We start from the raw sequence: 12,642 nt of genomic DNA on the forward strand, positions 1-12,642 counted from the left end.
ATGATGAGATGCCCCAACTGCAACTCGAAGGATATCGGCAAGATCGGTTCGCATCAATATTACTGCTGGAGCTGCTTTATCGAGCTGACGGTCAACGGCGACAAGATGTCCGTTTACCAAGTCGAAGAGGACGGAACGCTGAGCTCGCTCGACGACCTGTTCTTCGGAGAGCCGATTCCTCCTCAGGTTCACGCGAACGGAATGTAATTTCGGAATCGTACGGACATCAGGAGCCTTGCATACGAACGCCGGTGCCCCGGTCTGTTTCGCCCTGCGCGGAACGGCCGGGGTTATTCGTCGTTCCGGAGGTTTATGCGGGGGGACAAGTACATATACTGGAAGCATAGGGCCGGATCGGGAGGCCGTACGAATCGGGGGTGGAGCGTCTGTTCCGGTTTGCCTCAAGCCGTCTCTTCGCCGCGCTGGTCTATGTCATTCTCGGACTCGTCGCTTTGTACATGCTGATTCAGGTGCGGCCGCTGCTCATGTCGATCTACCGCTTCGTCAAGGCGGTGTCGGCGCCGTTCCTTGTCGCCATGGTCATCGCCTACGTGCTCAATCCGGTCGTCGGGCTGCTGCACGACCGCAAGGTGCCGCGGACGGCCGCCGTGCTGCTCATCTACGCGGTATTCATCTGCAGCTGCGTCGTCATCTTCGTCAACGTGACGCCGATGTTCGTCAGCCAGGTGCAGGAGCTGAACGAGCACGTGCCCGAGCTGACGATCAAGGCGCAGAGCATGATCCATCACTTCAACAACAACGACATGCTGCCGGAGAGCGTGCGCAGCGGCATCAACCGCTCGATCGCGGGGCTCGAGAAGCAGGTGTCGGAGAGAGTGGCGGCGTTTATGAACAACATCGGCGCCGTCGTGAACGTTTTTTTCCTCGCGATGATCGTGCCGTTCCTCGCCTTCTATATTCTGAAGGACATGGAAGTGATCGAGAGGGCCGTGCTCAAATACGTCCCCCGCGCGCGGCGCCAAGGGACCGTCCGGCTGCTGAAGGAGATCGACGCGGCGCTCGGCAGCTACATCCGCGGCCAGCTGCTCGTGTCGGTGTGCATCGGGGTGACGGCGTACATCGGCTATCTCGTCATCGGCATGCCGTACCCGCTGCTCATGGCCGCGTTCGTCGCCCTGTTCGACATCATCCCGTACCTCGGCCCGTTCCTCGGGGCGCTGCCCGCCTTGATTATGGCATTAACCGTGTCTTGGAAAATGGTGTTGCTCGTCATCATCGTCAATACGCTGTGCCAGTTCCTCGAGAGCAACGTCATCAGCCCGCAGGTGGTCGGCAAGTCGATGAACATGCACCCGCTCACCATCATCTTCGTGCTGCTGGTCGGGGGAGAGCTCGCGGGCGTCGTCGGCCTCCTGCTGGCGGTGCCGTTCTACGCGGCGATGAAGGTCGTGGCGCAGCATCTGTTCGCTTATTACATAAGGCGAAAAACCGTTTGACAGCATGGAAAAGGGTTGTCTATAATCAGTATGATTGTTCTATAGAACAAAGCGTTGACAAGACAAGAGTACCTCGTAAGCCTGCGGGCCAGAGAGAAGATTCCCACGCGTTTCCCTTAGGTTGTTCGTGATGCCTTATAGACGGGAGATCGCTGGGCTGAGAGAATCTTCGCCGATGAGGACGGGGGAAGCCGGTCTTGGAGTTCGGAGAAATCGACGGGAGGGCCCGTTAACGCCCGATAGAGGCGATTGCGTCCATTGGCGGCGCAATAACCAGGGTGGTACCGCGAATTCATTCGTCCCTGACCTTTCAGGGGCGTTTTTTATTTTCCGCTAACCTTAGGAGGAATGACCGCATGCAACCGATGACAGCCGCGGAGATCCGCGACAAATGGCTGCGATTCTTCGCAAGCAAAGGCCACCACGTGGAGCCAAGCGCTTCGCTCGTGCCGCACAACGATCCGTCCCTGCTCTGGATCAACGCCGGGATGGCGCCGCTGAAGCCCTACTTCGACGGCCGCGTGAAGCCGGAGAACCCGCGCATAACCAACTCGCAGAAGTGCATTCGCACCAACGACATCGAGAACGTGGGCAAGACTCGCCGCCACCACACGTTCTTCGAGATGCTGGGCAACTTCTCGATCGGCGACTACTTCAAGGAAGAAGCGATCACGTGGGCTTGGGAGTTCCTGACCGGTCCCGAATGGATCGGCTTCGACCCGAACCGCCTGTCCGTCACGATCCACCCGGAGGACGAGGAAGCGTTCCGCTATTGGAACGAGAAGATCGGCATCCCGGCGGAGCGGATCGTCAAGCTGACCGACAACTTCTGGGACATCGGCGAAGGCCCTTGCGGCCCTTGCACCGAGATCTTCTACGACCGCGGCGACAAGTACGGCGACCTGTCCGACCCGGAATGCTATCCGGGCGGCGAGAACGAGCGCTTCCTCGAAGTGTGGAATCTCGTGTTCTCGCAGTTCAATCATAACAAGGACGGCAGCTATACGCCGCTCCCGAACAAGAACATCGATACCGGCGCCGGCCTCGAGCGCTTCGCCTCGATCGTGCAGGACGTCGATTCCAACTTCGATACCGACCTGTTCCAGCCGATCATCGCCCACGCGGCGAAGATCGCCGGGATCTCCTACAAGGCGAACGCCGACCACGACGTCGGCCTGAAGGTCATCGCCGACCATATCCGCACGGTGGCGTTCGCCGTCGGCGACGGCGTGCTGCCGTCCAACGAAGGCCGCGGCTACGTTATCCGCCGCCTGCTGCGCCGCGCCGTCCGCTACGGCAAGGTCATCGGCATCGACCGTCCGTTCCTGTGGGAGCTCGTCCCGACCGTCGGCGGCATTATGGGCTCGTACTATTCGGAAGTCGTCGAGAAGCGGGAATTCATCGAGAAGGTGATCCGCACCGAGGAGGAGCGGTTCCACGAGACGCTGAGCGACGGCCTGTCGATTCTGGCGGATCTCGTCGGCAAGGCGCGCTCCGAAGGCGTCTCGCGGATCTCCGGACCGGACGCGTTCAAGCTGTACGACACGTACGGCTTCCCGTTCGACCTGACGGAGGACTACGCGTCCGAGCACGGCATGACCGTCGACCGCGAAGGCTTCGACGCGGCGATGGAAGAGCAGCGCGAGCGCGCCCGCGCCGCCCGTCAGGAGACGGACAGCATGAAGGTGCAGGGCGGGGCCCTGTCCGAGCTGACGGAGACAAGCGAGTTCGTCGGCTACGACAGCCTGACCGCCGAAGCGCGCGTCGTCGCCATCGTCTCCGGCGACAAGTTCGTCGACGCCGCCGGAACGGACGAATCCGTCGCGGTCGTCCTCGACCGGACGCCGTTCTACGCCGAGAGCGGCGGCCAGGTGAGCGATACCGGCACGCTGACCGGCGCGGGCGGCCTTCGCGTCGCCGTGAACGGCATGAGCAAGGCGCCGCTCGGCCAGCACGTGCACCACGTGACGGTGGCGTCCGGCGCGCTGAAGGTCGGCGACGTCGTTACCGCCAGCGTGAACGCGGCCGACCGCGGCGACATCGTGCGCAACCATACGGCGACGCACCTGCTGCACAAGGCGCTCAAGGAAGTGCTCGGCCAGCACGTCAACCAGGCCGGCTCCCTCGTCGAGCCGGAGCGGCTGCGGTTCGACTTCTCGCACTTCGGCGCGATTACGCCGGAGGAGCTCGCGGACGTCGAGCGCCGCGTCAACGAGCAGATCTGGCTCGGCACCGAGCTCGACATCAGCTTCAAGCCGATCGCGGAAGCGAAGGCGATGGGCGCGATGGCGCTGTTCGGCGAGAAGTACGGCGACATCGTCCGCGTCGTCCGCGTCGGCGACTACAGCCTCGAGCTGTGCGGCGGCTGCCACGTGCGCAACACGTCGCAGATCGGGCTGTTCAAGCTCGTGAGCGAGAGCGGCATCGGCTCCGGCGTCCGCCGGATCGAAGCGGTAACCGGCCGCCACGCCTACGCGTACATGGACGACCAGCTGCAGCTGCTGCGCGGCGCGGCGGCGCTGCTGAAGAGCGGCGTGGCCGACGTGCCGAAGCGCGTCGAGGCGCTGCAGGCGGAGCTTCGCCAGGCGCAGCGCGACAACGAGTCGCTGCAGGGCAAGCTGAGCCGCCTCGAAGCGGCCGACCTCGTCGCGCAGGCGAAGACGGTCGGCGGCGTCACGCTGCTGGCGGCGCAGGTGAACGCCGGAAGCATGGACGCGCTGCGCGGCGTGGCCGACGAGCTGAAGCTGAAGCTCGGCTCGGCGGTGCTCGCGCTCGGAGCGGTCGACGGCGACAAGGTGCAGCTCGTCGTCGCCGTGACGCCGGACTTGACCGCGAAGGGGCTGCATGCCGGCAAGCTCATCAAGGAGCTGGCCGCGGTGTGCGGCGGCGGAGGCGGCGGCAAGCCGGAGCTCGCCCAAGCCGGCGGCAAGGATCCGGCGAAGCTGCCGGAAGCGCTGGCCAAGGCGGAATCGCTCGTGCTCGCCCAGCTGGGCTGATTCCGCATCCGAATATCGCCGGGCGCCTGGCGCCCGGCGCGTACGGCCGCCGGCCGGACTTCCGCGCTCGCCGTCCCCGCGGCGGGCCGGAGGCCCGGCCGGCTTCCATTTCCTGTCCGTCGGAGAATGTGATATGATGGATAGTAATGAGAAAGCGAGGTGCTGGAGATGAGCTCGTCGGACAAGAATCATCTGGACATGACGGTCAAATTCGACGTGGTTCCGGATCCCGAGGAAGTATCGTCCAGGGATATACTGCTATCCGTGCACGATGCCTTGGTGGAGAAGGAATACAACCCCATCAATCAGATCGTCGGTTATCTGCTATCCGGCGATCCCGCCTACATTCCTCGTCATAACAACGCGCGCAGCCTGATACGGAAGAAGGAACGCGACGAACTCATCGAAGAGCTCGTCCGGTTTTATCTTCACAAGCATCGATAGTCATGCGGGTTATGGGACTGGATTACGGGGATAAGCGGATCGGGGTCGCGCTGAGCGACGCGTTCGGCTGGACCGCGCAGGGCGCGGAAGTGATCGAACGGAAGAAGGAAGGCGACTACCTCGAGCGAATCCGGGAGTTAGTCCGCGTTCACGAGGTCGACACGATCGTGGTCGGATTGCCGAAGAACATGAACGGAACGATCGGACCCCGTGGGGAAATTTGCATGGCATTCGCGGAGGAGCTCAGGCAGACACTATCCATGCCCGTCCATCTCTGGGACGAACGGTTAACGACCGTCGCCGCCGAGAGGACGCTGTTGGAAGCCGACGTCAGCCGCCGCAAGCGCAAGCAAGTCGTGGACAAGATGGCCGCGGCCATCCTGCTGCAAAATTATTTGGACTCCCGACAGAAATGAGGGATTTGCGATGACAGACGAGATCAATCGCGACGAAGAAGCCGAAATTATTTACATTCCGGACGACGAGGGCAACGACGAGGCGTTCGAAGTCATCATGCGGTTCGAGCCGGACGACGGCACCGACCGCAAGTACGTCATGCTCGTGCCGGCCGACGACACGGACGAAGAGCAGGAAGTGTTCGCCTTCCGCTACGAGGAAGAGGGCGACGACATCAAGCTGTTCCCGATCGAAGATCAGGAAGAGTGGGACATGGTCGAAGAGACCTTCAACACGCTGGCGTCCGGCGTCGACGAAGCCGAAGACGACCGCCCATAACGGCGCCTAAGACGCACGGAGGAATGAAGGCATGAGCGAATCCGCTCTTAACGGCCGATCCGGATCGCTGAAGAGCCGGTACGGCGACTATGTCGAGCTGGACGGCGCCTCGGGCGAGTCCGAGCGCTTCCGGATCCTGGCCGAATTGACCGTCGGGGGACGGAGCTACGCCATTCTCCAGTCCGACGCGATGCGCAAGGACGGGGAGATCGAACCGTTCCGGGTCGTGCCGGACGGCAACGGCGATCCGTCCCTGGAGACGATCGAGGACGACGAAGAATGGGAGGAAGTCTCGGAAGCCTACGACGACCTCCTGTTCGGAAGCGAGGAACGGCCGTAAGCGCCGGAAGGCGCGAAGGACGGACGCATCCGCGGGATGCGTCGGGATACTAATCGGGCCAAAAGAGCGGGCGACCGCTCTTTTGGCGCGAGAATCGGCGGCTCAGGAGGTATTCATGGAGAGAGAGAACGACGGCGCTCCGAACGGTTGGAGATCCATCTATTCGGACGACCGGAACCGCGATTCGAAGCCGGGCAAGACGGAGCCGGAAGAGGCCGGCGGCGTCCGGCCCGAGGGGGAACGCACGGAGGCGGGGACCGAATCCGAACCCGCATTCGGATCGGGTTCCGGTTCCGAATCGGGAATCAGACCCGAGTCCGGATTCCGGTCCGCATCCGGTTCGGAATCCGGCGCAGGCTTCGGAGCCGAATCGGAAGAACCGCTCTCGCGGTTGGAGCGGGGCAGAAGGGCGAAGGGCGGCGAACCGCGTCCAGATCCGGGAGCGGATCGGCCGGACATCGGGTACCCCCGGGAATTCCCGTCGGCTTCGCAGGAGGAAGAGGCCCGGAGGCGCAAGGCTTCGGCGGAAGAAGAGGAGAGAGGCTCCGCGCCGCCGCCTTCCGCCCGCAGGAAGAAGGGCAGGCCGCTGCTGTGGTCGTTCTTCATCGCGCTCGGCATCGTCATCATCGCCCTGTCGTCCGGGCTGTTCTACTTATGGAACGGACTGCGTCCGCCGAAGGCCTCCGCCACGCCCGTGCGCTTCACGATCGAGAAGGGCATGCGCGCGAGCCAGATGGCGGAGGAGCTCGAGCAGGCCGGCCTCATCCGCAACGCCTTCCTGTTCGGCGCCTGGCTGAAGCTGAAGAACGAAGGCTCTCGCTTCCAGGCCGGCGATTACGAGATGACTCCCGGCATGACGCGGGAGGAGATCGTGGCGAAGCTGAACGCCGGCGACACGATCGCCGCCGAGACGATCCGCTTCACCATCCCGGAAGGCTACACCGTCGTGCAGATGGCCGACCGTCTGGCGAAGGAAGGCGCGGCCGACAAGAACAAGTTCCTTCAAGCGGTCGCCAAGCCGGAGCAGCTGACGGGCTCGATCTGGACGAAGCTCATTCCGAAGGATGCGGGCATTCAATATCCGCTCGAAGGCTATCTGTTCCCGGACACGTACGAGCTGAAGAAGGGCTCGACGGAGGTAGACATCGTCAACCGGATGGTGACCGAGCTCGACCTGAAGCTCAATCAGCTGCCCGACGATTGGCAGACGACGATGCAGGAGCGGAACCTGACCTTGCACCAGCTGCTGACGATCGCCTCGCTGGTCGAGAGGGAAGTCGTGCTCGACGAGGAGCGGCCGATCGTGGCCAGCGTCATCAAGAACCGGCTCGACAAGAAGATGCCGCTTCAGATCGACGCCACGATCCAGTATGCCCTCGGCAAGCAGAAGGAGAAGCTGACGAACGAGGACACGAAGCTGGACAGCCCGTACAACACGTATCTGCATCCGGGGCTGCCGCCGGGTCCGATCGCGAGTCCGAGCTACAAATCCATCGAAGCCGCCCTCTATCCGGCCGATACCGAGTATCTGTACTACGTAACGAAGAAGGACGGCTCCAATCAGCATCTGTTCGCGATTACGTACAAGCAGCATCAGAAGAACATCGCGGCGAGCGAGAAGAACGTGAAGAAGTAATCCGCGAGCCGTCGGCCCCGTTGCCGGCGGCCGCATTCGACCCGGCCCTTCCGTGCCGATCCGCGACGACGCGGGTTGCCGGCCGACGCCGGGTCATTCTTATTGTCGGGGGGATCGACCATCGTGAATAAATCAGCGGAATTGCTCGTATCGGCCGGTTCGATCGGGCAATTGGTACGATACGTCGAAGCGGGGGCGAACGCCGTGCTCATCGGCGAACACCGCTTCGGCATGAGGCTTCCCGGAGAGATCCCGGAGGACGGGATCGGGGAAGCGATTCGCCGAGCCCACGAGCTCGGCGCCATGGCGTACGTCTCGGCGAACAAGCTGTTCCGCAACGAAGAGCTTCCCGCGCTTCCGGGCTACCTGAAGCGGGTCGCGGAGGCGGGGGCGGACGCGGTCGTCTTCGGCGACCCCGCCGTGCTGATGGCCGTCCGGGAAGCGGCGCCGGGCCTCCGGCTTCATTGGAACGCCGAGATGACCGGGACGAACTCGGCCGCGGCGGCATACTGGGGGCGCAAAGGCGCTGTGCGGGCCGTGCTCGCCAGAGAGCTCAACGAAGAAGAGATCGCGGATTTCAAGAGACGATCGGAGCTGGAGATCCAGGTCCAGGCGCACGGCATGACGAACATTTACCATTCCCGGCGCAACCTGCTCCAGAGCTACATGGAGCACATCGGCCGGGAGGCGCGGATCGTCGATCTCGGCGCGGATCGCGGCCGATTCCTCACCGAGGCGGAACGCCCCGGCGAGAGGCTGCCGATCTACGAGGACGCGAACGGCACCCACGTCATGAGCGCGGACGACATCTGCCTGCTGGAGGCGCTGCCCGAGCTGCTGGCCGCGGGAGCGGACAGCCTGTACGTCGAGCCGCTGCTGAAGCCGGAAGAGTACAACATCGCCGTGCTGCGCGGCTACCGGAGCGCGCTGGACGCCTGGGCGGCCGATCCGGACGGATACGTCATGGACGATCGGTGGCTGGATGCGATTCGCGAGCTGCAGGACCCGAACCGCGAGCTCACCTTCGGTTTTCTCTATAAGGAACAAGTCTATTAAATCGTCATCGTCAGAAAGGGGATAAGAACAACGTGAACGCTGCGGTCATGAACGCCGCTTCGGGACGGCCCGCGGGCAAGCGCTACAGGCTCGACAAGCCGGAGCTGCTCGCCCCCGCCGGGAACCTGGAGAAGCTCAAGTTCGCCGTCCATTACGGGGCGGACGCCGTCTACATCGGAGGACAGAAGTATGGGCTGCGGTCGAACGCCGACAACTTCAGCCTCGAGGAGATGAAGGAAGGCGTCGAATTCGCCTCCCGCTACGGGGCCAAGGTGTTCGTCGCGACGAACATCTACGCCCATCAGGAAGACCTCGCCGGCATCGCCGATTACTTGCGGGGGCTCGAGAGCGTCGGGATCTCCGCCATCATCGCGGCCGATCCGGCCGTCGTCGAGACGGCGATGCGGGTCGCACCCGGCCTCGAAGTGCACCTCAGCACGCAGCAGTCGACGATGAACTGGCAGGCCGTCCGGTTCTGGAAGGAAGAGGGGCTGCCCCGCGTCGTGCTGGCCCGGGAGACGTCGATGGACGAGATCCGGGAGATCAAGCGGAACGTCGATATCGAGCTTGAGGTGTTTATTCACGGCGCCATGTGCTCTTCCGTATCCGGCCGCTGCGTCCTGTCGAACCACTTCACCGACCGGGACTCGAACCGGGGCGGCTGCTGCCAGTCGTGCCGGTGGAAGTACGATCTGCACGAAGGCGAGCAATCCGTCATGGGAGAAGGGGACAACCCGTTCACGATGGGCAGCAAGGACCTGTGCATGATCCGCCACATCCCGGACCTGATCGACGCCGGCGTGGACAGCTTCAAGATCGAGGGGCGGATGAAAAGCATCCACTACGTCGCGTCGGTCGTGAACGCGTACCGGCAGGCGATCGACGCCTACATGACCGATCCTCTCGGATATCGCCTCAAGCAGGAGTGGGTCGACGAGATCGGCAAGGCGGCGAACCGTCCGCTCAATACGGGCTTCTTCTATTCGACCCCCGGCGCGGGCGAGCATATTTACGAGCCGGAAGAGAAGCCGGCCCCGTACGACTTCGCCGCCGTCGTGACGGATTACGAGCCGGCGACGGGGATGGCCGTCGTGCAGCAGCGGAGCCCGTTCAAGCCCGGCATGGAAGTCGAATTCGTCGGACCCGGGGGCCGCGCCTTCTCCCAGAAGCTCGAGGAGCTCTTCGACGACGAAGGCAACCGGCTCGACGCCGCCCGCCACCCTCTTCAGACGATCCGCCTGCGCACCGACCGGCCGGTTGCCGCATGGGACATCATGAGGAAAAAGACATTGTAGCTTTATCTAAAGAAATTGGGGAAAAGTGCCGAAAAAGAAATATAGATAGAGCATAAAAAGGATTCCATCTCGACTTGTCGAATTTAATTCCGGTAAGGAAGACATTGCCATGGATGAGGCGATGGAACTAAGAATTCGACAAGTTTTTATGCTTTTATTCGTCACTATGAGCCGGAGGGGTAGCATCAGATGAAGAAAACAACGTGGCGTGACCGGATGAACGGCGTCAACTGGAAAAAAGGGGCGGACGGCTTCGGAGGCTTCGCCAAAAGAGTCAACCAGCAGCTTAGAGAGACGAAGATCGAGAATCCGATCCGCTCGGTCGGCATGAAGCTGTTCATACTCATTTTCTGCGGAATTCTTCTCTGCGTCGTATCGCTAGGCATATTCTCCTACACCAAATCGAAGTCCGTCATTCAGCAGAAGGTGTCGGATTCGAGCCGCGAGACGGCCATCCAGACGGCCGGGCGGGTCGATCTGCTGCTGTCGGGCTACGAGCGCAAGACGATGGAATTCCTCTCGGATCAGGAATTCATGTCGCTGGTCAACACCACGCTGTCGACGACGGACGATTACGAGAAGTTCGATACCCAGCGCACGATCAACACGAAGCTGTCCGCCATTATGCTCTCGGACAGCGCGCTGGCGGGCATCTACCTGCTTCCGACGGATCATACGAAGGACACGATCGGCGCGTCCGCGTCCGGCGGCGTTCCCAACGTCAAGGAGAACGCTCCGGCGTTCGAGAAGGAGATGCTCGAAGCGTCGGGCAAGGCCGTCTGGGTGCCGACGATGAAGGCGGGCATCTCGGGCAACATGACGAATCCGACGATCGCCGTCGGCCGCGCGCTGCTCAGCATCGGAAGAGACGACAACCCTTACCTGCTCGTAATCGAGATCAACATGAAAGCGCTGCAGGATATGCTGGAGACGGTTAACTTCGGCAAGGGCAGCAGTACATACATCGTAGCTCCGGACGGCACGGTCGTCTTCTCTCCGAAGGCCGAGGAGCTCGGGGGCAAGTACGCGTTCGAGAGGCCGGGCGAGGACGGATCCTCCGTCATTCACATCGACGGCACGGAGACGTTGACGGTCGGAGCGCAGGCGAACGCCGGAGGCTGGTCGGTCATCGGGAATATCCCGGTCTCTATTCTCGTGGAAGGCGCCAAAGCCATCAGCACGCTCACTTGGGTCATGGTCATCATCTCGGCGATCATCGCCGCCTTGATCGGCCTGATCATTCTGATGACGGTCGGCCGTCCGCTCGGCCAGCTGCGCACCTTGATGAATGAAGGGGAGCGCGGCAACCTGACGGTCCGTTCGACGATCAAGCGCAAGGACGAGATCGGCCAGGTGGCGGACAGCTTCAACCGCATGATGGAACAGATCACGGCTCTCGTCATGAAGACGACCGAGTCGGCGGCCGAAGTGCTCGCCACCGCCGCTTCGCTGTCGGAGGCTTCCCGCAAGACGGCGACGGCCGCGAAGGAGATCGCGGTCGCGACCGAAGAGATCGCGGGCGGCGCGACGAACCTCGCCGTCGAGTCGGAGCGCGGCAGCGAGATGACGAGCAATATCGGCGAGCAGGTGCAGTCGGTCATCTCGTCCAACATCGAGATGGGCCAATCCGCGGCCGAAGTTCAGGAAGCCGGACGGAGAGGGACCGAGTACATGGCGGGCCTGATCCAGAAGACGGGCCAGACGGAAGAGATGACTCGCTCGATGGTCGAGAAGGTCGACAAGCTGAAGGACAGCACGGGTTCCATTCGCAAGATTCTGGACGTGCTAGGCAATCTGACGAAGCAGACGAACATCCTGTCGCTCAACGCGACGATCGAAGCGGCGAGAGCTGGCGCGGCGGGCAAAGGATTCATGGTCGTCGCCGACGAGATCCGCAAGCTGGCGGACCAGTCCCGCCATTCGATCGGCGTCGTCGGGGAAGTCGTCACGACGATTCAGCGCGAGATCGACGAGACGGTATCCGTTCTCTCGGACGCTTACCCGCTGTTCCGGGAGCAGATCGAATCGGTTCGCGACGCGAATCAGATTTTCCACAACGTTCAGAACCATATGGCCAGCTTCGCCGAGCGCCTGGAACTGGCGACGGGAGCGATCAACCAGCTGGAAGAGGCGCAATCGACTCTCTCCCTGGCGATGACGAACGTCAGCGCGGTCGCCCAGGAAGCGTCGGCGACGTCCGAGCAGGTTGCGTCGCTCAGCAACGAGCAGCTTGGCGTCAGCCAAGGCTTGGTCGACCTGTCCAACCGGCTCGAGTCCGTCTCGACGCAGCTTCGCGAGTCGCTGTCCCGGTTTACGGTGGGCTGAATCGAATAGGATGGATTGTTTTGAAGGCAGAGGGGGCTCCCCTTTGTCTTCTTTTTTTTTGCAATTTCAGTTGGCTGAACGGTTCGCGGAGCTCCGCGAGATCCATGGAAGTCGGCTAACGGATCCGACAGCGCTTATTTGTCCGTTTTATCGAGTTTCGGGTTCTAATTTGGATCGTACAGACCTTATTTGGCCCAAAACTATTAAGCCCCCTAATTAGATTGGAGAGTACATAGGGAAATAAGGTACTATTCAATTAGGGGAGGCGAGCGGAAAATGAGACAACGAAATCAAGTGTTTCAAGAAGTACGTTACAAGGTGGCGCAGGAAGCTCTTGGGGGAATTAAAGTTGGCATCC

General features: G+C 62.1%; 11 protein-coding genes. All 11 read left to right on the plus strand.

Going from position 1 to position 12,642, the window contains the following annotated elements; translation table 11 throughout:
- Nucleotides 1-207, plus strand: a complete 207-nt coding sequence (locus H7B90_RS21235; protein ID WP_185137916.1) for a YrzR-like zinc ribbon domain — start codon at nt 1-3, stop codon at nt 205-207.
- A gap of 179 nt (nt 208-386) precedes the next feature.
- Nucleotides 387-1,457, plus strand: a complete 1,071-nt coding sequence (locus tag H7B90_RS21240; RefSeq protein WP_185137917.1) for an AI-2E family transporter — start codon at nt 387-389, stop codon at nt 1,455-1,457.
- Between the two features lie 365 nt (nt 1,458-1,822).
- Complete coding sequence (alaS, locus tag H7B90_RS21245) at nt 1,823-4,453, plus strand: alanine--tRNA ligase (protein WP_311772786.1); 2,631 nt, start codon at nt 1,823-1,825, stop codon at nt 4,451-4,453.
- Nucleotides 4,454-4,621: 168 nt separating this feature from the next.
- Nucleotides 4,622-4,897 carry an IreB family regulatory phosphoprotein gene (locus H7B90_RS21250; protein ID WP_185137918.1) on the plus strand — a complete coding sequence of 92 codons (276 nt, stop codon included), beginning with the start codon at nt 4,622-4,624 and terminating at the stop codon, nt 4,895-4,897.
- A 2-nt stretch (nt 4,898-4,899) separates the two neighbouring features.
- On the plus strand, nt 4,900-5,313 hold the full coding sequence (ruvX, locus tag H7B90_RS21255) for a Holliday junction resolvase RuvX (protein WP_185137911.1): 414 nt from the start codon (nt 4,900-4,902) through the stop codon (nt 5,311-5,313).
- Between the two features lie 10 nt (nt 5,314-5,323).
- Nucleotides 5,324-5,632 (plus strand): DUF1292 domain-containing protein, encoded by a 309-nt coding sequence (locus H7B90_RS21260; RefSeq protein WP_185137912.1) that lies wholly within the window; start codon nt 5,324-5,326, stop codon nt 5,630-5,632.
- 31 nt (nt 5,633-5,663) lie between these two features.
- Entirely contained in the window at nt 5,664-5,972 is a 309-nt protein-coding gene (locus H7B90_RS21265) for a DUF1292 domain-containing protein (protein ID WP_185137913.1), read from the plus strand.
- Between the two features lie 115 nt (nt 5,973-6,087).
- Nucleotides 6,088-7,608, plus strand: a complete 1,521-nt coding sequence (mltG, locus tag H7B90_RS21270) for an endolytic transglycosylase MltG (protein WP_185137914.1) — start codon at nt 6,088-6,090, stop codon at nt 7,606-7,608.
- Nucleotides 7,609-7,731: 123 nt separating this feature from the next.
- Nucleotides 7,732-8,664, plus strand: a complete 933-nt coding sequence (locus H7B90_RS21275; protein ID WP_311772785.1) for a peptidase U32 family protein — start codon at nt 7,732-7,734, stop codon at nt 8,662-8,664.
- Between the two features lie 47 nt (nt 8,665-8,711).
- Nucleotides 8,712-9,959 carry a peptidase U32 family protein gene (locus H7B90_RS21280; protein WP_185137920.1) on the plus strand — a complete coding sequence of 416 codons (1,248 nt, stop codon included), beginning with the start codon at nt 8,712-8,714 and terminating at the stop codon, nt 9,957-9,959.
- Nucleotides 9,960-10,148: 189 nt separating this feature from the next.
- A complete protein-coding gene (locus tag H7B90_RS21285; protein WP_260411146.1) occupies nt 10,149-12,284 on the plus strand; it encodes a methyl-accepting chemotaxis protein in 2,136 nt (711 codons plus the stop codon).
- Nucleotides 12,285-12,642: the final 358 nt, after the last annotated feature.

Origin of the sequence: Cohnella xylanilytica (genome assembly GCF_014212175.1) — a bacterium.
Lineage (GTDB): Bacteria > Bacillota > Bacilli > Paenibacillales > Paenibacillaceae > Cohnella > Cohnella xylanilytica.

Bases quoted from the DNA above. Each gene is read 5' to 3' on its own strand.
- H7B90_RS21280 (WP_185137920.1), top strand. From the start codon at position 8,712: ATGAACGCCGCTTCGGGACGGCCCGCGGGCAAGCGCTACAGGCTCGAC.
- H7B90_RS21285 (WP_260411146.1), top strand. From the start codon at position 10,149: ATGAAGAAAACAACGTGGCGTGACCGGATGAACGGCGTCAACTGGAAA.
- ruvX (WP_185137911.1), top strand. From the start codon at position 4,900: ATGCGGGTTATGGGACTGGATTACGGGGATAAGCGGATCGGGGTCGCG.
- H7B90_RS21235 (WP_185137916.1), top strand. From the start codon at position 1: ATGATGAGATGCCCCAACTGCAACTCGAAGGATATCGGCAAGATCGGT.
- mltG (WP_185137914.1), top strand. From the start codon at position 6,088: ATGGAGAGAGAGAACGACGGCGCTCCGAACGGTTGGAGATCCATCTAT.
- H7B90_RS21250 (WP_185137918.1), top strand. From the start codon at position 4,622: ATGAGCTCGTCGGACAAGAATCATCTGGACATGACGGTCAAATTCGAC.
- alaS (WP_311772786.1), top strand. From the start codon at position 1,823: ATGACAGCCGCGGAGATCCGCGACAAATGGCTGCGATTCTTCGCAAGC.
- H7B90_RS21260 (WP_185137912.1), top strand. From the start codon at position 5,324: ATGACAGACGAGATCAATCGCGACGAAGAAGCCGAAATTATTTACATT.
- H7B90_RS21265 (WP_185137913.1), top strand. From the start codon at position 5,664: ATGAGCGAATCCGCTCTTAACGGCCGATCCGGATCGCTGAAGAGCCGG.